At 51.2% G+C, this 23,941-nt stretch carries 18 protein-coding genes; 3 read left to right on the top strand and 15 right to left on the bottom strand.

Going from position 1 to position 23,941, the window contains the following annotated elements; all coding sequences use genetic code 11:
• Positions 1–313: 313 nt before the first annotated feature.
• The 7 genes from KI379_RS12570 to KI379_RS12540 all read right to left on the bottom strand — a co-directional run bounded on the left by KI379_RS12570 (position 314) and on the right by KI379_RS12540 (position 6,662).
• Positions 314–1,192: a hypothetical protein gene (locus KI379_RS12570; protein WP_212983759.1), complete on the bottom strand. Its 879-nt coding sequence runs from the start codon at positions 1,190–1,192 to the stop codon at positions 314–316.
• A gap of 224 nt (positions 1,193–1,416) precedes the next feature.
• A complete protein-coding gene (locus KI379_RS12565; protein WP_076165586.1) occupies positions 1,417–1,629 on the bottom strand; it encodes a hypothetical protein in 213 nt (70 codons plus the stop codon).
• Positions 1,630–1,749: 120 nt separating this feature from the next.
• Positions 1,750–2,769: an ABC transporter substrate-binding protein gene (locus KI379_RS12560; RefSeq protein ID WP_212983758.1), complete on the bottom strand. Its 1,020-nt coding sequence runs from the start codon at positions 2,767–2,769 to the stop codon at positions 1,750–1,752.
• A gap of 16 nt (positions 2,770–2,785) precedes the next feature.
• Positions 2,786–3,547: an ABC transporter ATP-binding protein gene (locus KI379_RS12555; protein ID WP_076165590.1), complete on the bottom strand. Its 762-nt coding sequence runs from the start codon at positions 3,545–3,547 to the stop codon at positions 2,786–2,788.
• A 3-nt stretch (positions 3,548–3,550) separates the two neighbouring features.
• Entirely contained in the window at positions 3,551–4,630 is a 1,080-nt protein-coding gene (locus tag KI379_RS12550) for a FecCD family ABC transporter permease (RefSeq protein ID WP_244879274.1), read from the bottom strand.
• 197 nt (positions 4,631–4,827) lie between these two features.
• Complete coding sequence (locus tag KI379_RS12545; RefSeq protein WP_212983757.1) at positions 4,828–6,051, bottom strand: S41 family peptidase; 1,224 nt, start codon at positions 6,049–6,051, stop codon at positions 4,828–4,830.
• 8 nt (positions 6,052–6,059) lie between these two features.
• Positions 6,060–6,662 carry a TetR/AcrR family transcriptional regulator gene (locus KI379_RS12540; RefSeq protein WP_089547278.1) on the bottom strand — a complete coding sequence of 201 codons (603 nt, stop codon included), beginning with the start codon at positions 6,660–6,662 and terminating at the stop codon, positions 6,060–6,062.
• 241 nt (positions 6,663–6,903) lie between these two features.
• On the opposite strand from KI379_RS12540, the gene KI379_RS12535 reads away from it, so the two are divergent.
• The 3 genes from KI379_RS12535 (at position 6,904) to KI379_RS12525 (ending at position 10,043) form a co-directional block, all read left to right on the top strand.
• Positions 6,904–8,385 carry a DHA2 family efflux MFS transporter permease subunit gene (locus tag KI379_RS12535; protein ID WP_212984711.1) on the top strand — a complete coding sequence of 494 codons (1,482 nt, stop codon included), beginning with the start codon at positions 6,904–6,906 and terminating at the stop codon, positions 8,383–8,385.
• Between the two features lie 153 nt (positions 8,386–8,538).
• The gene (locus KI379_RS12530) at positions 8,539–9,774 is read left to right on the top strand and encodes a cytochrome P450 (protein ID WP_212983756.1); all 1,236 of its coding nucleotides are present in this window, start codon (positions 8,539–8,541) and stop codon (positions 9,772–9,774) included.
• 29 nt (positions 9,775–9,803) lie between these two features.
• Positions 9,804–10,043 carry a DUF362 domain-containing protein gene (locus tag KI379_RS12525; protein WP_116230504.1) on the top strand — a complete coding sequence of 80 codons (240 nt, stop codon included), beginning with the start codon at positions 9,804–9,806 and terminating at the stop codon, positions 10,041–10,043.
• 93 nt (positions 10,044–10,136) lie between these two features.
• On the opposite strand, the gene KI379_RS12520 is transcribed toward KI379_RS12525, so the two are convergent.
• The 8 genes from KI379_RS12520 to KI379_RS12485 all read right to left on the bottom strand — a co-directional run bounded on the left by KI379_RS12520 (position 10,137) and on the right by KI379_RS12485 (position 23,667).
• A complete protein-coding gene (locus tag KI379_RS12520; RefSeq protein ID WP_244879273.1) occupies positions 10,137–12,605 on the bottom strand; it encodes a family 43 glycosylhydrolase in 2,469 nt (822 codons plus the stop codon).
• Between the two features lie 115 nt (positions 12,606–12,720).
• Positions 12,721–14,481 (bottom strand): glycoside hydrolase family 2 protein, encoded by a 1,761-nt coding sequence (locus tag KI379_RS12515; protein ID WP_212983755.1) that lies wholly within the window; start codon positions 14,479–14,481, stop codon positions 12,721–12,723.
• Complete coding sequence (locus KI379_RS12510; RefSeq protein WP_212983754.1) at positions 14,478–16,511, bottom strand: alpha-L-arabinofuranosidase C-terminal domain-containing protein; 2,034 nt, start codon at positions 16,509–16,511, stop codon at positions 14,478–14,480. The genes KI379_RS12515 and KI379_RS12510 overlap by 4 nt, the downstream gene beginning before the upstream one ends.
• 59 nt (positions 16,512–16,570) lie before the next feature.
• Positions 16,571–17,470, bottom strand: a complete 900-nt coding sequence (locus tag KI379_RS12505; RefSeq protein ID WP_076165610.1) for a carbohydrate ABC transporter permease — start codon at positions 17,468–17,470, stop codon at positions 16,571–16,573.
• Between the two features lie 16 nt (positions 17,471–17,486).
• Positions 17,487–18,449, bottom strand: coding sequence for an ABC transporter permease (locus KI379_RS12500; protein ID WP_244879272.1), 963 nt, complete (start codon positions 18,447–18,449; stop codon positions 17,487–17,489).
• A gap of 44 nt (positions 18,450–18,493) precedes the next feature.
• Positions 18,494–20,065, bottom strand: a complete 1,572-nt coding sequence (locus KI379_RS12495; RefSeq protein ID WP_076165616.1) for an extracellular solute-binding protein — start codon at positions 20,063–20,065, stop codon at positions 18,494–18,496.
• A gap of 126 nt (positions 20,066–20,191) precedes the next feature.
• Positions 20,192–21,868 (bottom strand): response regulator transcription factor, encoded by a 1,677-nt coding sequence (locus tag KI379_RS12490; protein WP_244879271.1) that lies wholly within the window; start codon positions 21,866–21,868, stop codon positions 20,192–20,194.
• The gene (locus tag KI379_RS12485; RefSeq protein ID WP_212983752.1) at positions 21,868–23,667 is read right to left on the bottom strand and encodes a cache domain-containing sensor histidine kinase; all 1,800 of its coding nucleotides are present in this window, start codon (positions 23,665–23,667) and stop codon (positions 21,868–21,870) included. Before KI379_RS12485 ends, KI379_RS12490 begins: the two co-directional genes overlap by 1 nt.
• Positions 23,668–23,941: the final 274 nt, after the last annotated feature.

The following is a 23,941-nucleotide window of genomic DNA, read 5'->3' as shown; positions in this document are numbered from 1 at the left end:
TTCGGACACGGTTGTTACGGGTGAGGGAACATCTGTTGGCTGCATTCCATAAGCGATGCAACGTCGTCGAACCTCGGCGAGGTAATTGTTTTCCATGTGGTCGAACCCCCAAATTACGACTGTACTTCCTATATCTTATAGTAAATTTGGCGTAAGGAATATAAATATTTTGGGGATTAGGCAATATTTTCAAAGTTAATGTCGAACAAACAAAGAGACCGTCCCCAGGTCTACGGACCCAGGGGCAGCCTCTTCATGGTGCTAAAGATAATCACAGATCATCTAATCATCCATTGGTTTCAAATCACTAATTTCAAATGGCTTCTTCAACCGAAATCGCTCCGACCGAAGAGGACAGCGTAATGACCGGCCCCCCGCCGTTGAAGTCGGTGGAACCGCTCGATACACCGGAAACAGTTCCGAGTTCGCTCTGAACCTTCAAGGTGCAAGACAAGGAAGTTGCAAGTGCCGCTTGGACTCCGCCTACATCGGTGCCTACCTGAAGTGTGCTGTCCTTCTCCATTTCCTGGATGTCCACACGGACGCTTCCGGCATCCGATTGGATTCTGGAATTCCCTGCAACATGCGCTCCTTCAACGGTTATACGACCAACACTATTTTCAACCTGATACGATCCGTTCAGGTTTTTCATCGTGATGCCGCCGACATCGTTAACAATTTCATAACCGGTAATCCGATCCGGCACGTTGACGACATACTCAATTAACAGCTCGGATTTCCCGAAACGGGACTCTGCCCAATTCCATAAATCTCGTTTGGGATCCCCCTTTGCATGTGTCACGATTTCCATCGTGCCGTAGTTATCCACAATGGAGGTTTCCGCTTGCTCGGCAATATTGCGGTGAGTTTGATCATTTAAAAACCAGATGGTGGTCTCCACGGTGATCTTATTTCCTGTACCCCGTACAAGAGTGATATTCCCTGCTTTATGGTGAATTTGTAGCGATGAATCCGCCCCAACTTCCTGTACGGCTGTAAGCTGAATGCTGTCACCCTTGCTTTCGATGCTTTCTTCGATACCGCTCACTGTATCCATGACCGTTGTTCCGGCAGTCATTGCCGTTTCGTGCGCCCCCTGCTTGAGCTTTTGTGCAGCATCGTCCACGGTTCCGCAGCCTGCGAGCAGCATGACGGCAAGTACGGCGGTCGTCCCTGTGGTTATGTTTTTCATTTGTACCCCCAGTTTCTTCCTGTTTGGTTATGTATAATATTCATTATAAGGAAAATCGCATGGAGCACACCTATCAAAAGGCCAGAGTAATCACTAGACCTTAGTCGAGGATAACGGAATGGACGAGCAGCCCATCTGCCTGCTGGGTATAGATATGAAAGTTTTCACGACAAAAAAACAGCCCGGATCGTTCCAGGCTGTCGTTCGGTATGCTAATGACCCATTCAGCTTTTAGACGGAAGCTGTTTTTCGCTGTTTTTGCCAAAGCCGGACTCATACACGGTAAAAAAGGAAATGTTCGAAGTTTGCACCTGATGCTCATTCAATTCTACCCATTCCTCGCTCTTCAGCCTGGAAATTACACCGCTGACGTCATCGGATATAATATTAAGTGCTTCTCCGCCGACAAAATGAATCGTAATGCTGGTCTCGCTCATCGCTCCCACCTCCCATTCATTTCCTATTGGCATAGTATGGCCCAGGCTGTTACTTCTTATTTACACAAATCAGAAGGAAGGAAATCTGATGGAGGAGCGGCGATTCTATAGGATATGAAACTATTTAAACAAGTCAGGATACATTTCTTTGGCCAGCTTTTCCATCCCGTCGATCGTATTGTAGCCATAGCCAAACATATAGTTGTAGTCCACCGCATAGATTTGCTTGTTTTTGATCGCCTTCATGCTGGACAATTTCGGATTTGCATAAAGCGCCTCTTTGAGCTTATCCTGGGTCGTGCCGCCTGTCGTGCTCCAGTCCGGGATGATGAGTACATCCGGGTCTGCCTGAATCAGCATTTCGACGCTGACCTCGCCTGTTTCATTTTTAAAGACGTTGTCCAGCTTGACCATTTTGAACGCATCATTAAAAAAAGTTTCTTGTTGGGCTGCGTATACGCTCACTTCCTTCGGGTCGCTCATATGGAGATAGGCGAATGTTTTCTCGGCTTGGATCCCCGCGAGTTTGGAAGCGATGCCTTCCTGCTTCCCTTTCAGTTCCTGGATGAACGACTCGGCCTTATCTTGTACGTTAAAAATTTCACCTAGATGTTCAATATCTTTGTAAATCGAGTCATAGGTTCCCCCGGTCACGGACGATTCCAGAACATAGGTTTTGATTCCCATGCCGTTCAAGGTGTCCACGGTACCGACTCCCCAATCGGCGTTATCGAATAAGCCGCCCCGTCCGTAAACCAGGTCAGGATTGGTACCCAGCGTAACCTCTTTGCCGACATACTCGTCGCTAAGGATATTCAGTTTGTTATATTCCGATTCGACCGCTGGATCCGGCGCCCCGAAATTTGCACCGACCCCGGCGATTTTGTCGCCAAGTCCAAGGTGAAGCAGCAGTTCCGCTGCCGGGCGGGTATTGGCCATGATGCGTTCTGGCGCCTTATCGAATACCTGATCTTTTTTCTCCCAGGTCGTTCCGCCTTCCGCCTTCGTGAAATTTTCGATCGTTACCGGATAGTGGCTGGCAGCCTGGGCCTCCGGTTCACTGGTTTTCGCCGCATTTCCGCAGGCGCTGAGCACCAGTATTGCCGCAATCCCGGCAGTCAGCAGCAGATGTTTTTTCACTTGTCTTCCTCCCCTTTTATAGACCATAAGCAAATCCCAACCCGTTCGTAACCGGATTGATATATGTCTTACACTTGATCTGATACAGCGCTTCAATGTTCTCCGGCGTCAGCACCTCTTCAGGCGTGCCATGCGCATATACCTCGCCATGCTTCATCGCATAGAGATAATCGCAGTAATGAGCGGCCATTTCCAAATCGTGAAGCGCGGCCAGCACCCCGATATCCAACCCTTTTACACAAGTTAAAATTTCGAGCTGGTACCGAATGTCGAGATGATTCGTCGGTTCATCCAAAATCATGAATTTAGGCTGCTGCGCGATCGTCCGCGCCAAAATGACCCTCTGCTTTTCCCCGCCGGACAGCGACAAATAGCTGCGCTCTTTATAATCCAGCAAATTCGTTCTCGCCAAAGCTTCTTCCACAATCGCCATATCTTCTGCTTTGTCGGATTCCAGCAGCTTCTTGTGCGGCGTCCTGCCCAGCATGACCATCTGCTGGACCGTTAAATCAAAATTCATCTCATTGAACTGGCCAACGACACCAAGCCGCTGCGACACTTTCTTTTCGTTCGTTTTCAGCACATCCAGGTCGTCTAAATAAACAGTCCCTTTCTGCGGAACCAGGCTCTTGTATATGCTTTTCAACAGTGTGGATTTCCCGCATCCGTTGGGACCGATCAGGCCAACGAACTGCCGGTTTTTGACCTGGATCGAAACGTTCTTGACGATATCTTTTTTGCCGATCCGGACTTGCATTTCCTTTGCGGTCAACTCCATGTCTCACCCTCCGAAATTGTAGCCTTTTTTCACGATCATGTAGATAAACAGCGGCGAGCCGATCACTGACGTAATGATCCCGATGGGCAGTTCCACATTATGAATCAGCGTTCTGGATAAAATATCCGACCAGATCAGGAACAATCCGCCCAGCAGCAGCGTTCCTGCCGTCAGCCGCTTATGATCCGCGCCAAAGATCCCCCTGCCGATATGGGGAATGATTAAACCGACAAAACCGATCATGCCTGCATAAGCGACCATCGTACCGGTAATAAGCGCCGCGGCGATCATATAAAACTTGCGGTAGGCACTCAAGTTAATCCCGAGCGTAATGGCTGACTCGTCCCCGAGCAGCATCGTATTGAGCACACGGTGCTGCAATAGGAACAATGCGCAGCCGAGCAGTACAACCGCCGCCATGATTGGCGTTTTATCCCAGCTGGAGGAAGCCAGACTGCCCATGGACCAAAATGTGACGGTCTTGATGCCCTCCGCGTTGTTGGCAAAATAAATGACCAGGCTGGAAAAAGAACTGCACAAGGCACCGATGACGACGCCGGATAAGACGAGCTTTACCGATGTCGCTTTGCCTCCGATGCTGGATAACACCAGCACGGCAATCGACGTCACCATGGCCCCGGCAAAAGCCCCGAAGGCGACGCCGAACTGAGACAGCAGCGCACCGCTGCCGAATCCGACCAGGATTGCAAAGGTTGCTCCCAAGGATGCGCCAGACGAAATGCCGAGAATATACGGGTCAGCGAGCGGATTTTGCACGACCGCCTGCATGATCGTTCCGCATAAGGAGAGCCCCATGCCGATCAAAAGGGCAAATATAACGCGGGGCATCCGGACTTGCAAAATGATGTTGACGTAGGAGTCGCTCTCGACATGGCTCATGGATCCCCATTTACCGTTGGTCAAGGCATGCACGATGATCTCCCACGCCTGCCTGAAAGGAATATGTACCTGTCCAATCGATACGGAAAAGACAGCGGATAACGCGATTAGAATCATCAAGATTAAAATCACTGCATAATAGCCTCTTCCCAACCTAGTCGTTGTTCCTTCCTTCGTATTCAAGAATTCACCTCCTATCGATGCGTACCGATGTCTGTGTATGTAATGACAATGATAATGATTATCATTATCGAATATATTAAGGCATATTCTTCCGCATGACAATCCCTAGTTGAAAAATAAATTGGGTTTTATGTCCTCACAAAATAATAAAGGCCGGGCACTGTATGCCCGACCTTCGTTTTATTATCGAATTACAATCATGCATTTTTGATAACCTCAAGCGCCTTCTCCAGCGCTCTGTCCCTGCGTTGATACAGATCTTCTCTCCTCACCGGAACTTCGATTTCAGGTACGATACCGATGTCCTCAAAGGGGTCCCCGTTTGGGAAATAGGAGCGGATGGCTCCGACCAGCACAACGATATTGCCGTCATCGAAATGCTGAACGAGCGGCTGACCGGTTGAACCGTAAGTAATCTCTCCGATGATGATTGCTCTTCCGTTGTCAATAAACGGCATGGTAAAGTCTTCGGCTGCAGAACCGGTGAATCGATCCACCAAGATGATGACATTCCCTTGGTAGGAGGTTTCGACCGAAGGTTGCGTATAGTCCGGATCAAATACGGAATACCGATAATCCGTTGTAAACGATATTTCGGCATTCGGATGCCGACGGTATAAAAACTCAGGATGGCGCGCCATCTCTTTCCACCACCGATACGGCCGGTTCATAAGTTTGTGGATTAACCTTCCCGGCGTGCTCCCGCCGCCGTTTCCTCTCACATCGATGATGATCGATGAGGCGTGTTGATATTCCCCGATCAGCTCGAGAGCCTTCTCTTCAAACCTCGAATGGTTAAAGCTTGGAATATGTATATATGCAATTTTGTCTTGCTGCAGCCATTTTCCTGATGTATCGCCATTGTTGTGACTGTTATAATCTATAGGCTGACGAGATAACGTAACCGTTCGAGTATGGCCCTGCTCATTCAACAATTCGATATCTGCTTGCTCCTTCATGTAAAAATGCGAAATATACATAGGTAGGCGGCCAGCCATCATACGCCAATCCGTAATCCTGAGCCACTGGTTCAGCTCATTCAGCCAATCATTTATCGATTTGCCAGCAATGGATACCACCATATCTCCGGGGTGGGTAAGCCCGGTGTCGTCTTCCTTTACAAGCCAAGAGCCATCCGACTCCAGCAGTGATAATGGAAATGCCCCGCCATGCGGGAACGGCGCCGCCCTGTCGATATAATTCGAATGTGCGTTACGAAGCTGTCCAAAATACGCCCACATTACCTTTTGAAAATCAGCCCGGTTCCCGGCCGCTGCGGCTTTGTCGAAAAACTCTTTTGCCGCTTCCCCCAAATCATCAGGTGTAATGGTTGCACTCTCCCAGTGCGCAAATGCCTTTTCGGTCATCCGGATCGTTTCCGATAAAATCAAAAGCCGCTCTTTTAAAGATAATTCCTGCATCCAGCCATTCACTCTCCCTTCGTTTCCATCCGGCTTCGCGTCAGCAAATAAAACTGCTTGGCGAGAAAGGCCGGTGTGTAAGGCATGTCATTGCGCAGCCAGGCCACGATTGTACCAATGAGGGCTGCCGATCCATGCCAGATGGCGATGTCCTTGGGTATGCCTGCTTTGTAACAAAAAGACTCGGTCCCCATCTCTTCGATTCTTGCCGAAATTAACTCGGTCAGCATATTTAACAGCCTTTCACTGAATATTGGCGCCTTCCGCGATCCCAAGATCACCTTGTAGAACTTGTGATGCTCCGCAATATGCTCCAGCAGCCGCAGCATCATGAACCAATCCTCTTCCTCGGTTGCCGGTTTTTCCGGCTCAATGCCCACCGCCTGCTTGAAATCTTCGATCATATCATCGGCCATTTTTTCCAGCATGTCGGGAATATCGCGGTAATGCAAATAGAAAGTGACACGGTTAATGGTGGCACGTTCGGCGATCCGGCTGATGGACATTTTCTCGATATCCATTTCCTGCAGCAGATCGATAAAAGCATCCTTGATGAGCTGCCTTGTACGAAGCACTCTGGGGTCGGTCGGCTGTTTGGAAACGTCGGGCATTTTTTTCCTTCCTTTCTCCTGGCCTGCGTAATAGACAATTTAATAGCAATGTGCAGTAATTCTCATCACTAATCAACATTTAAACAGTTAAACGATAACTAATTTACATTTTCTAGTGAAAACGTTGTTTGTAAGCTCCAACGGTTCTGTCTATAATCTCATTTATACAATGTTAATTATCCAACACATTGTAAATTAAGTCTAGAGAGAAAAGAAAGGAAGGAGTAGATTGAGTCATCCTATGGACACAACCAGTAGTTCGGTCAAGAAGGGCCCGATTCTAATCATTATGATTTTGGGCGCCTTCCTCGCAACACTGAATCAGACGGTCATGAGCGTGGCCACCCCGGAATTGATGATTGATTTCAACATTTCGGCCACCACGGCTCAATGGCTGACCACGGGCTACATGCTGGTCAATGGAATCCTGATTCCGATTACGGCTTATTTTATGCAGAGGTTCACCACCCGCCAGCTGTTCCAAGCTTCGATGATGATCTTCCTCGTCGGAACCATTGTGTCCGCCCTCGCGGTCAACTTCCCGGTTCTGCTCACGGGACGTATGATTCAGGCTGCAGGTGCCGGCATCATCATGCCGCTGTTAACCAACGTAATTTTGGTATTGTTCCCTCCGGAAAAGAGGGGCGCGGCTATGGGGATGATGGGACTCGCCATCATTTTCGCTCCGGCGATCGGCCCGACACTTGCCGGTTACATCCTGGAAAATTTCAAATGGCAAACGATGTTCTATGGCATGATCCCGCTTGCCGTTATCGTCATTATCTGCGGCTTTATTTATTTGAAAAACGTGTCGGAGACCGTCCGCTCCAAGATGGACATCATCAGCGTCGTTCTGTCCACAGTCGCATTCGGCACGCTGCTGTACGGTTTTAGCCAGGCAGGGAGCCAAGGATGGTCCAGCTCCGAAGTACTGGTGTCCATTGCCGTCGGTGTGATTGCCCTCGGGATGTTTGTATGGAGACAGCTGGTTTCCAAGAAACCCCTGCTGGATCTCAGGGCTTTCAAATACAACATGTTCTCCCTGACCACGGTGATCAACATCATGGTTACGATGGTCATGTATGCGGATATGATGCTGCTTCCGTTATACCTGCAAAATGCACGCGGCTATTCCGCCCTGGAATCCGGATTGCTGATGCTCCCGGGTGCGCTTGTGATGGGACTGCTGATGCCCGTCACCGGTCGACTGTTTGACCGCTTTGGCGCCAAATGGCTTGCCGTTGCCGGATTGATCATTACGATCGCAACCACAGCCGGATTCATCAACTTGACGGATCATACCACCTATGCGTATCTGCTGCTCATGTCGACAGGACGCCGGATCGGTATGGCGCTGCTGATGATGCCGATTCAGACCGCAGGTCTCAACCAACTGCCTGCCCGATTAAACGCGCATGGAACAGCCATATCCAACACCGTGCGTCAAGTGGCTGGTGCGGTCGGTACTTCCCTGTTGGTAACGGTCATGTCCGACCGGACGAAAACGCATCTGACGGACATGATGACGTCCGGCGGCGCAGCGGCGAATCAGAAGCAACTGGTGCTTGAAGCGACCATCCAAGGAATTAACGACGCCTACGTTGTCATTATCGGCATCGGTATTGTTGGCCTGCTGCTCTCGTTCTTTATCAAGCGCACGTCCCGGAGTATTGAGATTTCATCCGAAGCTGCGATCCAAAAAGGCGTCGTGAGTGAGGCCTAAGGGTTCGCCCATGGTCAAGATCCAACCGTTACAACCGGTAAGCGGACCTTTAGGCATAGGTCATTCGGTCGTAGTTCCTCTGGAGATTATATGTTAAATTAACATATGTTAATTTATTTATATTCCAAATAATTCAAACCGGGAGGGAGTATTATGCAGAAGGAAATTATCTCCTTAGCTAAAATCACCCAATTTCGATCCGCCGTGGAAGAATTCAGCCCCTTTGAATGGTACAGGCACCACTTGGAACATGATCCGATCAGCTATAATGAGGAAACGAATTCCTGGAATGTCTTCCGGTATGAAGATGTAAAAAGAGTATTGAGCGATTACGAGTACTTCTCCAGCGTGAGAGCACGGACGACGATCAGCGTCGGCGCCGATAATGAGGAGGGTCAGCATAACTCCGGACGGGTCGATCTCAGCTCGGATCCTCCGGAACACCGCAAAAGCCGCAGCCTGCTGTCGGCGGCGTTCACGCCAAGAAGCTTGAAGCTGTGGGAACCGCGCATCCATGAGGTGGTCAGCCAGTTGATCAGGGACATGGGTGACGAACCGGTCATCGACATCGTCAAGAGCTTCTCAAGCGCGCTGCCCACCATCGTGATCGCCGACCTGCTTGGCGTTCCTTCTGAAGACCGCTTCTTGTTTAAGGAATGGGTCGATCATCTGTTCCTCCCTCTTCCGGCCGACAATGTCGAAGATGTTCAGGAGCTGAAGCGGCAGGCGGCTATAAATTACTACAACTATCTCTATCCGCATGTCATTGCCAAAAGAAGCCAGCTCACCGATGATATTATTTCCGATCTGATCCAGGCCGAGGTCGATGGCGAACGTTTGACCGATGACGAAATCGTCCGGATGACCATGTTCATTCTCGGGGCCGGCATTGAGACGACAAGCCATCTGCTGTCCAGCACGTTCTATTCCTTCCTGTATGATAACGACCAGATCTATGGCGAGGTCCAGGCTAACCGCGAGCTTCTTCCGAATACGGTGGAAGAAATGCTTCGCTACCGGTTCCACATGGCGAAGATGGACCGTACGGTGAAGCAGGATAATAACGTGCTCGGCGTGGAGCTAAAAAAAGGTGACGTCGTCGTAGCTTGGATGAGTGCTGCGAATATGGACAAAGAGGTTTTTGAGGACCCGTTCACGCTGAACATCCATCGTTCCAACAATAAACGGCATCTGACCTTCGGCAACGGCCCGCATTTCTGCCTGGGAGCACCGCTGGCCCGGCTGGAAGCCAATATCGGTCTGGGGCTGTTCATGGACCAATTTGAGCGGATCGAGCCCGTTCCAGGATTCAAGCTGGAAGATCACCTGACCCCATCCGCCGCCGGACAGACGCTGATTTCTTTACCGGTACGCGTCATACGCCGGTAGCAAGCATTTCATCGAAAGGGTGAGACCCAATGCCTTATGTGATTACTTCGGGATGTATTGATGAAAAAGCGGCAGAATGTGTGGACGTTTGTCCGGTAGACTGCATTGAGGAAGGCCCGGACCAATTTTTTATCGAGGCGGATATTTGTATTGAGTGCGGTGCTTGTGAGGTAGCTTGCCCGGTCGGAGCCGTTTTTTACGATACGGATGTGCCGGACGAAGAAAAACATATGATCCAAAAAGCGGAGGATTTTTATAAATCGAAATGATGCTATCCTGAGAACAGCCTGCCGATCCAGAAATCGGCAGGCTGCTGCTGTTACGGAGAGTACGCAGAGATCGAGATACCTTCCTGTTACGGCTTACGGCGAAACTTTAAAGTTATCGAAATGCGTATGCTTATTGGCCGTTCTGACGCCTGCTTTGCCATGCGTGAACGGGTTCAGACTGTTGTCCGTATAATCGATCTTCGGTTGGTTCATATCATCCACGTAAACTTTCATATTTGTCCCTTTTGCCACCACTTTCATATGGTACCAGGTATTTGTCGCATAAGTCTGCGGCGCACTTTGGATGAATGTCCAGCTGTAACTCATCTTGCCGAGGTTAACCCCGCTTGTCGTCAAATAGGCGTAGTACCCCTGGAAGGCGTCATAGTTGTTTTGCCCCCGCTCTGTGCCATGGGAAGGATTGGACACCCTGAAGAGCAATCCACCGTCGCCTCCAGCGTCGATCATTTTGACGTCGGCTTCGACCGTGTAATCCGCCCAGTTCGCGTCACCGATCGTGGACTTGGCAGGTCCAGAGCTTCCAGCGCTGTACTCGCCGTTCTCTACGGCCCATGTCCCTTCAAAGCGCGTCCATCCGTTGTCATTCCCATCGTTAAAGTCATCGCTAAGCGCTGGGACTTGTGCGTTCTTATGGAACGTCATCCGCGAGAAATCGGCCTCGCCTTTGACGAATTCGACTCGAAGCTCCCGCTGCCCGGCGTTCAGATAGACTCCCTTCTTCGTTACGGTCTGCCAGTTATCCCAGTCCCCTGTGTTTGGCACGTCGATGATTCCCGTTACGTCCGTCGATCCGTCCCACAGGCGGATTTGCACACCGTTCATCGTCGTGGCCATTCGGAAGTCGATATCGTAATAACCGCTTGATTCCACGTTGACTTTGTATTTATACCATTCTCCCGTTTGATTCCAGCCCAGATTAAACAGCCCTTCGCTATTGAGACGAATATCGCCCGCGTCCGTGCGGTACGCGCCGCCGATATTATTCGCGGTCGTGTCATGATAGGCGACACCCTCGCCTCCTTTCATGTAATGCACCGCTTCGATCGTGCCTGGAACCGGTTTGTAAGCATCCCATGCGCTGCTTCCGTTGACATCGTTACTGACAGCGATATAGCCGAAATCCGCATGCGTATCTTCCGTCAGGACACCGATTTTACCTCCGCCCAAATTGGCCGTCCGCGTCCCTTTCAGCATGCCGTCGACGTAATACTTAAACGTCGTGCCGGACTTCTCGATGCGAATGCTGTGCCATTTCGTGTAATCAAAACCTGCAGGCAAGTCGAACGTTTGCCACGCTTGATCCACACCGTTGATCCGGAAGGACGTCGCAAGGCGGTTATTTTTCGAGCTTAGCAGCGCTACGCCATAATTGTTCTCATCCGTATACGAGAAGGTGGCCCCGTATCTTGGGCTGGCGGAAGTGCCCCGCTTCATTTCTTTCGTATTGAATTCAGCCGTATAATCGGAAGCGCTGGATGCCGACGAAATCTGTTTGTACCAGGTCGTATCCCCGATCGAGTCCTGCCACATCAGCTCCTGATTGTAGATGCCCCAATGGCCGCCGTTGACATTGGTCCACCCGCTGCCGATCGATGTCCGGTCGAAGTAATCGTAGAATGTGGGCATCGCCGGATCCTGCTGCGGCGTTGTTGTCGGTCCCTGAACGATCATCTTGTCGTTGTTCCAAACGATGCGGTCCATATTCAGATGACGGAGCGGACCGACTACGCCTGGCCCCTCCAAGTTGTGATACACGATGTAATGGGTATCGAGATTAGGGCCGACCACCACCGTGTTGTGACCAAGTCCCACGGTCGGGCCTTCCGTGCTGATTAACGCCGGATTCAGGCTGTCGGCAACGTAACCGGACCGCGGACCTGTCGTACTCACCGCATAATCTACCCGGTATCCTTTGCTAAACACGTGATTGCCGGTATAAGTCATATAGTATTTGCCGTTCCGCTTGAAGACGGTCGCCCCTTCGGTCCAGCCTCCCATACCGACACCTGTAGACGAGCTCGCCCCGATCGAGGTCGGGCTGCTCATCGGTGCTGCATCGATGCGTCCCTGACCGGCATGATAGAAGCTAAACGATCCGTCGTCGTCGATAAAGACGTGTCCGTCGATCGTTTTGCCGAGATTGCCGGTAACGACGTTGAACGGACCGGTAGGACTCGTGCTGCTGAGAACGTAATGTCCTTGGCCTGCCGGCGATGTATACATGTAGAACATGCCGTTCCAATAGACGACCTCAGGTGCATAAGCGCCATGCGTAATCGGGTCCGTTGCGGCCAAACCCCGGTAGGACCAGTTCACCAAGTCCTTGGAACTCCACACCTTAACGCCGTCATCCGTATCTCTTGTACTCACATACAAATAGTAATATCCGTTAAATTTCAAAACGTAAGGATCTCCGAGTCCATACTGCCCCCATTCGTCAGGAAGTGTTCTCGGGTTTTGATAAGCAGAGGTTTCGGTGGGTACCGTGATGATCAGGGAAAATGTAACCGCTACCATCATTAGCCATCGCAAGGATTTCACTATGATATTACCTCCCTAATTTGTACGATAGATTACGTTTTTCGTAAATGGATCTGATAACGGCAAGAGCCAAAAGAAATATGATTCTTTCGGCTCTTGGAGTATCGGCGTTCGGTTATGCCATATTGATCTGTTTAATTTTCTCGAGCGGAAATTTTGGCGTACGGTCTTCGTTCAGAATCCCGTTAATCTCCTGCTGTACATCAGTCAGCTGCGTATAGCAGTAGCCAACGATGGAATCCACACTCTTGATCGCCATCGTCAATCCCTCGAACCGGCTCAGAAACTCCTCTTCAGTTAAGACTTGACGTCCGTAACCCCAGCCTTTGTCCGACCGGAACGCAATGCCGCCGTACTCGGTGATCATTATAGGCTGGCCCCGGTATTCATACCCTTCGGCAAAAGCGAATTTCCATTGGTTACAGGTCGTTTCGCATGTTAAGACAGCCTCCAGGTTCGAGTACCGTTTCATGAACCCGTCTCCATTTTCGACATAATCATGCAGTGTCAAAATATCGGATACGGTATGCTCCCAGCCATCATTTGTAATCACCGGCCGGTACGGATCAATCGCTTTGGTCAAATGATAAATGCCCTCGGTGAACTTCTGCTGTCTTGTGTCGCGAAGGATCGATGCAATCCCCCAAGATTCATTGAAAGGAACCCACGTGATAATGCTCGGATGATTGTACTGCTGCCGGACGATCTCCAGCCATTCCTTCGTAAACGCCTCGACCGCCAGATCGTGGAATTCAAAGGTCGCAGCCATTTCAGACCATACCAGCAGACCTTTGACGTCGCACCAATAGAGGAAGCGGGCGTCTTCGATTTTCATATGCTTGCGAACACCGTTATAGCCCATCGCTAACATGCTGTCGATATCTTCGATCAGGGCTTCCTCGCTCGGCGGTGTCAAATGGCTGTCCGTCCAGTACCCCTGATCCAGGATCAGCCTTTGGTAGATCGGCACGTTATTCAGCAGGACCCGGCCATTTTCGATCGAAATTTTTCTCATTCCAAAATAGGAAAAGACGCGGTCCACCACTTGGCCGTCCAAAGTCAGGACAAACTCAACATCGTACAGATTCGGGTGCTGCGGCGACCAAAGGCATTTTTTCCACGGCCCGTTCGCCTCATGAATCAGATCCACTTCCACCGTCAGGCAGGGGCGGTCAATCACTAAGCTCACCCGCTTCACAGGCTTGCCCTTCAATGTAACGATCGCCTCCAGCCTCAAATCGCCTGAAGTTTCCACCCCCTCCACTTGGTAATCGAAACGGACGATCGACCGGTCGACATCCGGTGTGATTTTGACGGTTTCCAGCCGCTGCTCTTCTACATATTCCAGCCATACCGTCTGCCAAATGCCCGTCGTCTGGACATAAAAGCATTCGAAGTTGTCCTTCGTCCAGCGCTGTTTGCCGCGCGGTTGGGTGCAGCTGTCGCTGTCTTCTGCTTTCACCGTAATTTGGTTATCGGCGCCAAAGACCAAATATGGCGTGATATCAAAGGAAAAGGCGGCATACCCGCCCTGGTGGCTGCCGGCCATTTGGCCGTTGATCCACACTTTGGCAACGTGATCGACGGCTTGAAAATGCAGGATGACCCGTTTTCCCCCGGCTTCTTTCGGGATATGTACCTTTTTGTTGTACCAGACGTAAGGGTGGAACTCTTCGATCCCGATTCCGCTCAGCCGGGTTTCGTACGTAAAAGGAACGTTGATCTTATGCGTTTCAGCGAACGTCTCCTGCCAGCGTTCCTGTTCTCCCGCGTTATGGTCGTCGAATCGGAAATCCCACGCTCCGTTCAGGCTCATCCAGTCGCCTCTGACGAACTGCGGCCTGGGATAATCCTTGATATAGCCTCTGGTTGTCATTTTGCCACTCCTGACCTTTGTTCTTTCTTGATTTCTACCGCATACACCGATGTTTTCCGTAAAGGATAACCGTCCTGCCAAGCTGAAACCGGAACGACACGGGGCACGCATTTGATGCGCTCCGGTTCGAAAACGGAGTTAATGTCTTCGAAAGAGTCGCCTGTGATCTCATGTAAAATAGTGTCACCGAAAGGTTCGAATGAAAGCAGATCAAGCTTCGCCTTTACTTCATGCAGGCTGCGGTTCACGATCAACAAAGTGATGACGCTGCCGTCCTCGTTAATACCTGCGGTCACGTCCAAGTCAGGCACCGCATCAAGCCCGATGCGCGTCTGCTTCGGCGACTGCACGGCAAAGGTGCCGCACTCTGCATCCACCGGCAGGATCCGCCGGATGTCCCGGTTGGCGTACAGCTTTAACACTTCATAGGTCGGCGTTCCGTACACTGTAAGCGGCAGGCCGCTCCAGCCGGGCTTCTTGCCGCGGTATTGATCGGCGTAGTAATCGCCCACACGGATGCAGCCGCCAAGCCAACCGTTCACCAGATCGGAGAAGCTGCCGATGTGCACCATATCGCTCCTGCGGAGCATTTCGCTTAGGTTGGCGGCGTTGGCCACGGCGGCCCCCAGCGTGTGCTCATCCGGCAGCCCTTTGCGGACCGTGTTCGGAAAATACATGGTGTTGTACTCGGTGACGGCGAGCTTCACATGGCTGTGCTTCGGGTTCGCGCGTATGAGTTCCTCCGCCTGCCGGATATCTTCACGGGTCCATTCCGGGAACGTTGCGATGGCTTTATATCGTTCCTCCGCCGGCGTATCGCGGTTCATCCCAAAGCGTCCGAAGCCGTGGTATAAATGCATCGTCAAGTAGTCGATCTGTTCGCCCGCAATATCGAGTACCGGCTTGTTCCATTCCGGGTCGGTATGCCCGCAGCCCAAGATGACGATGGACGAGTCAACCGCCTTCATCGCTAGCGCGAACGCCTTGCAGCGCTTGGCGAATTCATCGGCGGAGCAGGTTCCCACCTGCCAGTCGCCCCATACTTCGTTGCCGATTTCCCAATACCGTACGTTGTACGGCTCGGGATGACCGTTCGCCGCCCGCAGCGCTCCCATCGGCGTGTCGATGCTTCCGTTGCAGTATTCCACCCACCGTGCGGCTTCCTCAGCCGTACCGGACCCGTCATTGACGGAGATCAGCGGTTCCACCTGCAGCTCTTGGCAAAAGCGGATAAATTCGTCGGTCCCGAAATACTTGCTGGTCCAACCGCCCCAAGCTTCGTTGTACATCACTGGCCGCTCCAGTACTGGACCCACGCCATGTTCCCAGTGGTAAGCGCTGATGTAATTCCCCGAGAGGCGCATCATGCCCGCATTCAGCGGCCGGGCCATATCGATGACCTCGCGTTTCACCAGGCCGATGTTGTCCTCAGGAAGCAGGGATACGTGATCGAGCCACAGCATGCCGGTGGAAACATGGTCGGTCCAGCGGGGATGGTCTGCCGGAACATAGACACGGATCTCCGCGTCGGCACAGTTTCTGGAGACGGGCAGGCTGGCTTCGTATTCCTGCCAATTGTGGCTTTTGAGCTCCATCTTCACACGCCCAAGAAGCTCCTCTGTCCGCCGGTCCACCGCGTCCAGTATGATATAACGGAGCTCAACGGATGCGCGGGCGACAATCCGGACCGTGTATGTCATCGGTCCCTTTAGCGCAGCGTTCTGTGCGATGCCAGCGTATGCCTCATCGTCGCTCACGATCCGAATGCGCTGAGCGCGGCCTGAATGTCTCAGTGCCGGCGCTTCCAGCGCATATTGCGTATTTCGTCCGTTCGTAAAGGGGAACCAGCTTCCCGACACGGCGCTCTCTCCGGCTTTCTCGCTTTCAAAATCCATATCTCTTAAGGGAAAGGCCAGCATCGCTTCCATATGGTCGCGAATATCTTCCACAAAATGCCCGAAGAGATAAGGGTTAACCGTATGTTCAGCAGGCCGGCTGCAGTCGATTGTTATCATCGCATTCGTTTGCACAATGTACCTCCATAAGTAAGATGTTATTAAACGCCGCCAATAAAGGCGTCTGCCCATGTCTATCCTTTAATGGAGCCAATCATGACGCCTTTGACAAAATGCCGCTGCACAAAAGGGTACATAATCAAAATCGGCAGGCTGGAAATAATGATGACCGCGTACTTGATACTTTCCGCAAGCAGCACCTTACTCTCCAGTCCGACGTTGCCGTCAACGGCGTCGGTCTGGCTGATCAACAGGATTTCCCTCAGGACAAGCTGCAGCGGATACCGTCCCTCGTCGCGGATATAGATCAGGGCATTAAAAAATGAGTTCCAATGGCCGACGGCATAAAACAGCACCATAACGGCCAGTATTGGCTTGGACAGGGGCAGGATGATGTTGATCAACAGCCGCCAGTTCGAGCATCCGTCGATGTGGGCGGCCTCCTGCAGTTCCCAAGGGATGCTGCTTTGAAAATACGTTCTCATAACGATCAGGTTGTACGTGGAGATCGCTCCAGGAACGATCAAGGCCCACATCGTGTCCAGCATGCCCAGATTTTTGACAAGCAAATAAGTAGGGATCAGCCCGCCGCCAAAAAACATCGTAAGCGTAATGATGACCATCAGCATTTTCCGGCCGGGCAGGTCTGGTCTTGACAGCGGATAAGCCGCCAATATGGTCAGGATCATATTGACGATCGTGCCGACTACCGTATAAATGATCGTATTCATGTATCCCGTCCATATTTTTCCGTTATGAAAAATATTCGAGTACGCGTCCAAAGACACGCTTTTCGGCAGCAGCCATACTTCCCCGTTCAGCACTTTCGCCGGGTCGCTGAACGAAGCGCTGACCACGAAAATGAGCGGATAAAGCACGATCAGAATGATGAGCGATGCGATCGTATACACGATCGCATCGAACACCCGCTCATCCCTGGGTCTGCTGATCATAGCAGCAGCTTGTTTAGACATGGCGCATGGTCCTCCTTTACCAAAGGCTCGTTTCCGACGTTTTGCGTGCAAACCGGTTCACCAATAGCAGCAGCACCAGGTTAATGACCGAGTTGAACAGCCCGATGGCCGAGGTGTAGCTGTACTCTCCTTTGAGAATACCGGTCGTGTATACAAACGTGGAAATGACATCGCTCGCCTCAAGGTTCAAATTGTTCTGCATTAGTAATATTTTCTCGAATCCGATGTCCATGAAATGGCCGATGTCCAGGATCAGCATGATCACGATGACGGGAACGATTCCCGGCAAGGAGATATGCCACACGCGCCGCAACCGGGAGGCACCGTCCATCTTCGCCGCTTCGTACAGCTGGGGATTGATCCCGCTGAGCGCCGCGATGTAAATGATGGATTGCCAGCCCATGTTCTGCCATATGTTCGAGCCGATGAAAATCGTTTTAAACCAGCCGGCCTCCTCCAGAAATCGGATCGGCGAACCGCCGAATGCCTCAATCAGCGAATTGATCGGCCCCGTCGTAGGCGAGAGGAATACGTTCAGGATGCCTACGATGACGACGACGGAAATAAAGTGCGGTATGAACGTAATATTTTGCAGCAGCTTACTGAACGACTTGCTGCGAATTTCATTGACAATCAGCGCCAGCACGATGGAAATTGGAAAAGCGATCAGCAGCGAGAACAGATTAATCGATAACGTGTTCCACAGCAGCCGCCCGAAATAATACGAATCGAAAAACCGTTCGAAATGATCGAAGCCGACCCAGCCGCTGCCTATAATTCCTTTGGCGGGGTTGAAATTTTTAAAAGCAATTTGCAGACCGTACAGCGGCCCGTAATGAAAGATCAAATACCAGGCGATCGGCACCAGCAGCATGAGATACAGGTCGTACCGCTTGACCATCTGAATCCATATGCGTCTCCCCCGTCTTGCGGAAACCCGGGATGGAGCGGCCGTCACCTGGACTTGCGCGCTCTTCATAACCATCTACTCCTTACCTCATGAGGAAATATCATCAAATTCGATTACTTTTCCATCTTGTCATAGGCTGCTTGATACATCTCCTGAAGCTTGTCGATCTGCATCTTTTTCAGCGTGGATTGGAATTCATCCCATTTATCGAAGCTGAGCGCACCGGCAATGAATTTCGTGCTTTGCTCTTCGTAATACTTGTCGATATCGTTCCGGAGGATGTTGACTTCCTGTGCCGTCTTCTCGTCGAACATCGGAGCCGCATAACGGACCTTCGGCATGTATGGATCCAGCTTCTTCTGAGCTTCCTGCACCTGAGGAGGATTGATATAAGAGGCTACCTTATCACTAATGAGGTGTGGCGCTCCTCCCCCTGCATAAGGTGTAATTTTTGGCTGGTTATCGGTCTTCAGGAAGTCTTCTTTATAATATGGAATTCCGTCCTTCAGCTCATAGTGCTCGCCTTCTCGCCCGAACCGCAGCAGGGTCGATCCTTCGTCGCTGTAGAAATAGTCGATCCAGCGCATGGTGATTTCCGGATATTTATTGACGGACGAAATGGCGAAGGCACCAAAGTCACGCGGCACCGGCGCTGTCTGGGCCTGCAGCCGATCACCGTGCGGACCTGCCGGAGGCGCAATCCCTACATATTGGTCGGCAATTGGCAGAAAGTTATTGTTCGTCTGATCAAAGAAAAATCCGGCATTGCCCGAGCCCTGTTTGGCCAAATACTGTGCTTCCTTCTGCGAGAACAATTCCGGATCCAGAAGCTTCTCTTTGTACAGCTTGTTCAGGTACATGAGCATCTCTTTGTTCTTCTCGCTGCCCATCCAGATGTTGACCTTGTCGTTCTCCAAATTGATGTTGTAGCCAAGCTGCTGATCGAGACCAAACGATCCGCTCATCAAGTTGACGACAGCCAGGCCCGCCCGGGCGGTCATCGGAATTTCGTCCTTCTTGCCGTTGCCGTTTGGATCCTTATCGCGGAAGGCCACCAGCACATCGTACAATTCGTCCGTCGTTTCGGGCTCTTTCAGGCCCAGCTTCTTCAGCCACGCTTCATTGATCCACTTCTTATCCGTACGGGCGGCTGCAAGCGTCACGATTCCCGGAATCGCGTAAATGTGGCCTTCCGGTGTCGTGATCGCCGAGCGGATTTCCGGGTACTGTTCCATCAGTGATTTCAGGTTCGGCGCATATTTGTCGATCAGGTCTTCCAGCGGAATCAATTGGCCAACGGCACCATACTGCGTCGCTTCAAGCGGCGTAATGCCTGAGCGGTAAAAAGCGTCGGGCAGCTCATTGGACGCGAACAGCAGGTTTTTCTTCTCCTGGAAGCCGTCTGTCGGCGCTTCGGTGAAGTTTACATGCACATTGCTCATTTTTTCATAATCCTGAAACACCGGCATGTCCTTAAAAGGACCATTCAGCGGGGCAATCCGGGTGAACATGTTCAGTGTGACGGGCTCTTTAGTTAGCGGAAACCCGGTCTCATTCACCGTTGCTTCGGACGGCTCCGCCGTCTTGGCTTCGGATCCCGAACCGCTGTTGGAGCTGCAGCCCGAGAGCAGTAAAGCGGAAACGAGCGCTGTGCTCAGCGCATATTTACCCCAAAGTTTGTACATGATTCTATGACCTCCGTTTTTGTATATTTGGGAACAGTTGAAAGCGTTTCCCTGGTGCATGTGAGTATTATAGTTCACCCGGCATGACAGCAAATTCTACTTATTTGACTATTTACTCCACATATTTTACGGTTTCGACCGCTGTCGTTCCGGACGGAGGCTCTCCACATAAGCATGCGGCGTCATCCCGGTCAGCTCCTTAAACACTTTGAAAAAGTAGTTATATGTCGTAAAGCCCACTTGGCTGCTGATTTGTTTGACCGAATATTGATCGCTCTCCAGCAGCTTTTGGGCCGCGTCGATGCGTATGCGGTTCACGTATTCCGAGAAGTTGCACTGCGTCTCCTCTTTGAATAAACGGCTTAAATAAGAGGGATTGAGCCCGATGGAAGCTGCCACCATTTCCAAGTTGATATAACCTTGATACCGCTCCAATATAAAATGAATAGCCTGCGAGACATGCCGGGAATAGCTGCCTCCAGCACGCTGACGCTTCAGTAAATTCAGCAAGGCGGTAAAGTAGGATTTCAGCCATTCCTCAAGCTCATCCATGCTGCCGATCCGCCCCAGATCGCGTCGCGGTGGGAGTTCGGACATGGCGGCTTCTGCTATAGGCGTGGAAATGGACTTTTTCAGAGCTTTGTCGCCGGTTTGAAGCAGCTCGCTGACAATCATCTGCACTGCAGGCGAATGAAGCGGCTGATGGCATACAGAACCGCAGACGGAGGCGATCAACTGCTGCATCCTTTCCTGGTCCAGACTTTCCAGGGCAAGAAGCAGCTGTTTCTGTTCCTCAATGGTCAAGGCAACGCGAAGATGCTGCACGTTTGGTCTTTCTTTTGCAGCAGGCTCCTTATGGGTTACATGTTCGGATGGTATTCCATTCTCCACGGCAGGAGAGGTATCGAGCGCCTTTTCGGCCGATCTGTAGCTCGTCCCCAGCTGCATCAAGCTAGCACATGGATGCCCAAGAGCATAGACAGATTTCAAATTCAGCATCAGCTCCAGCGCATGCTGAACTTTGCCCATCCAACGGTGCGCCTCGCTGCTGCCGGCATGTTCGCTGCGCTCCTTGAACGCAAACACGACCATCAACCGCCCGTTCTCCACATAAGCGGCCGTCCGTTCATGGATATCTCCAAGGCTCTGCTGCATCACATCGACCGCCTGCTGCACCAGACGGTTTGTTTGGCTGTCGCTGAACGATTCCGTCAGCAGCAGGAACGGGATGATCTGCAGTGCCGCTGCCGCATAACGGACAGCACCTGGATACAAGCCTTCCAGCCCGCCTGCAACCTCAAGGCTACCTGTCCCTTCCCCGTTCTCTCTCACCAGCTCGGCAATGCGGCTTCTGATCAATACGGGTTTCATCGTCTCCGCTATTTTTTTGCTCGCCAGCCTTCCTTCCTCCACACGGTCTTCTTCCTGTAAATCCTTAACGGCTTTGCCCAAAACGTTCAGCAGCAGCGCCTCATCAAGCCGGTGCTTGAGCAAATAGTCGACCGCCCCATTCCGCAAGCATTCGCGGACATAATCGTAATCGTCATAACTGCTGAGCATGATCGTCTTAACCGACGGATACCGCTCACGGAGGATGCCTTGGAGCTCTACCCCGTTCATCTCCGGCATGTTCACATCGATAATGGCGATGTGGGGCTGCGACTCCTCCATCATCCCCAATGCTTCCGTCCCGCTGTATGCTTCGCCGACGAACTCGAACCCGTGCTTCTTCCAGTTGAATAACGTTCGAATGACATTGCCAATCAACGGCTCGTCGTCGATCAACAGTACTTTAAACATCATCAGACCACCTCTTCATCAGATTGATCGCTGTTACGAATTTGCGGAAAACGAATTTCTACCTTTGTATATAGTCCCGGCTCGCTGTATAAGCTCAAACCGTACGAATCGCCGAACATTCTTACGATCCGTTCGTTCGCATTGCGTACGCCCATGCTGCTGAAGCGTGACGGCGTATCCTCACGTCCCGCTGCTTCAAGAAGAGCGTCGATCTGGTCCTGCGTCATGCCCCGGCCGTTGTCCGTGACTTCGATTCTCAGTTCTTGATGCTCCGCATAGACCCGAATCAGGACGAAGCCCCCTTCCCCGGATGGGCAGATGCCATGCATAATTGCATTCTCGACGAGAGGCTGGAGCATCAGCTTCAGCACACGGCAATCCAGCAAAGCGTCGTCTTCGATCTGCGTGTGCACCTCGATGGGTTCCAAATATTTGTATTTCACGATGGATATGTAGCTGTTCACATAGTCAAGCTCTTCGCGCAATGTTAAAAATTCGTTGGAGTTCCCAAGTAAACCCCGCATGAGCTCAATGAGCGAGCCGGATACTTCCTCGATATTGGGCACCCCGTTCAGCTTGGCCAAGTACTTGATCGTATTCAGCGAATTGTACAAAAAATGCGGACGAATTTGCGCCTGAAGGGCGGTCAGCTCGGCCTCCCGCTTCTTCTTCTCGCTTAATCGGATGCCCTCCATCAGCCGTTTCAATTCGTCTACCATGCTGATGAACACGCGGTACAGCTGTCCGATTTCGTCCTTGGAGTGAATTTCCGTTCGGGGAAACGACAGATTCCCGTCCTTCACCTGCATCATCATCGATCTGAGCCGCCGGATATTTATTGTGGTCCGCGAAGAAACCTGATGGGAACCGATCAGGATGACGATAAAGACGATGATCGATACCTCGGTCATCAAATTACGGATTCGCGTCGATTCGCTAAGTAACGAATCAAGCGGAATCAGTGCCAGCGTGCTCCAGCCCGTATATTCGGAATGGCGGCTGACCACGATGTAGGACCTGCCGTTGATCTTCTGCTCCACGACGTCGTTATCTCCGGCAAGCTTCCCTTTGATCTGGACGATTCTGTCCAGCGGAGGCGCATAAGAAGACGGCCCAGACTCGGATTGATACACATAGCCGTTTTGCTCATCAAGAACATACAGCATGCTGTCCGCGGTCGGTTTGACTCCGTACGTTTTTTTAATAAAGTCATAGTCCAAGTCAACCATGACGATGCCGACCGTCTCGCGGTTATAGCGAATCTCGCGGCCGACGGTAATGGCATCCGCCGTTCCTTCCGGCTTAAAATACGCATGACGCGATCCGTTGTGCAGCATGTAGTTGAGCATCGGAGTACCCAGAACGCTCCGGTCCATCCAGGGACCGCCGGTAAAAAATACTTTTCCGTTCAGCCCGACGACCGCCATGCGGGAAATATAAGGCTTATATTGAATCAATCCGGATAAATACTCCGTAATTCGTTTCTGTTCCAGGAACCATTCATAACTGGGCTCTTCGTTTGGGCTCATGATCGTATTGATCACCGTGTTTTTATTGGTTACGACAACCGTGTTCAGCCGGTCGATCTCCTCGAGCATCACATTAAGTGATTCATCTGCCTGCCGGATGCTGTCCGAGACGGAAGTGACCGCGTTATGCTTGATCGTCTCGCGCATATTCATATAGACGATGGCAGTGACGGAGACGATGGACAGAAATGTGATCAGGCCGAAGGCCATAAAGATTTTTCCCTGGAAACTCGTTTGCGGCCACAGCCATCTTCGCAGCGTTGATAAATTCATATTATACCACCCTTATTAGTCTGCTTTAAATTTGTTTTATATGGCGTTGGACTGGCAATTTATATGCAAGCGCTTCCCAATCCTCAGAAAAAAATATTCGCTTGTTTCTCTAAGGTTACTGCTGGAAGAGATGGTAACACTTTGTACTTGCGCAACAAAATGACAAATTTCCAATTGGTACGGGGCTGCTTCTTAACGGGGGAAATTTATACATATTATATAAAGGAAAATAAAAAATTGTCGAGTCAACCTGACATATTGCCAAATCAGGACC

Source organism: Paenibacillus cineris (assembly GCF_018333335.1).
Lineage (GTDB): Bacteria > Bacillota > Bacilli > Paenibacillales > Paenibacillaceae > Paenibacillus_AQ > Paenibacillus_AQ favisporus.
Note: the sequence above shows the minus strand (reverse complement) of the source record. Positions and strands in the feature narration are given on the sequence as shown.

Coding starts and splice junctions, on each gene's coding strand:
- KI379_RS12570 (WP_212983759.1), bottom strand. CDS start 1,192: ATGAAAAACATAACCACAGGGACGACCGCCGTACTTGCCGTCATGCTG.
- KI379_RS12565 (WP_076165586.1), bottom strand. CDS start 1,629: ATGAGCGAGACCAGCATTACGATTCATTTTGTCGGCGGAGAAGCACTT.
- KI379_RS12555 (WP_076165590.1), bottom strand. CDS start 3,547: ATGGAGTTGACCGCAAAGGAAATGCAAGTCCGGATCGGCAAAAAAGAT.
- KI379_RS12545 (WP_212983757.1), bottom strand. CDS start 6,051: ATGCAGGAATTATCTTTAAAAGAGCGGCTTTTGATTTTATCGGAAACG.
- KI379_RS12540 (WP_089547278.1), bottom strand. CDS start 6,662: ATGCCCGACGTTTCCAAACAGCCGACCGACCCCAGAGTGCTTCGTACA.
- KI379_RS12535 (WP_212984711.1), top strand. CDS start 6,904: ATGGACACAACCAGTAGTTCGGTCAAGAAGGGCCCGATTCTAATCATT.
- KI379_RS12530 (WP_212983756.1), top strand. CDS start 8,539: ATGCAGAAGGAAATTATCTCCTTAGCTAAAATCACCCAATTTCGATCC.
- KI379_RS12525 (WP_116230504.1), top strand. CDS start 9,804: ATGCCTTATGTGATTACTTCGGGATGTATTGATGAAAAAGCGGCAGAA.
- KI379_RS12515 (WP_212983755.1), bottom strand. CDS start 14,481: ATGACAACCAGAGGCTATATCAAGGATTATCCCAGGCCGCAGTTCGTC.
- KI379_RS12505 (WP_076165610.1), bottom strand. CDS start 17,470: ATGTCTAAACAAGCTGCTGCTATGATCAGCAGACCCAGGGATGAGCGG.
- KI379_RS12500 (WP_244879272.1), bottom strand. CDS start 18,449: ATGAAGAGCGCGCAAGTCCAGGTGACGGCCGCTCCATCCCGGGTTTCC.
- KI379_RS12495 (WP_076165616.1), bottom strand. CDS start 20,065: ATGTACAAACTTTGGGGTAAATATGCGCTGAGCACAGCGCTCGTTTCC.
- KI379_RS12490 (WP_244879271.1), bottom strand. CDS start 21,868: ATGATGTTTAAAGTACTGTTGATCGACGACGAGCCGTTGATTGGCAAT.
- KI379_RS12485 (WP_212983752.1), bottom strand. CDS start 23,667: ATGAATTTATCAACGCTGCGAAGATGGCTGTGGCCGCAAACGAGTTTC.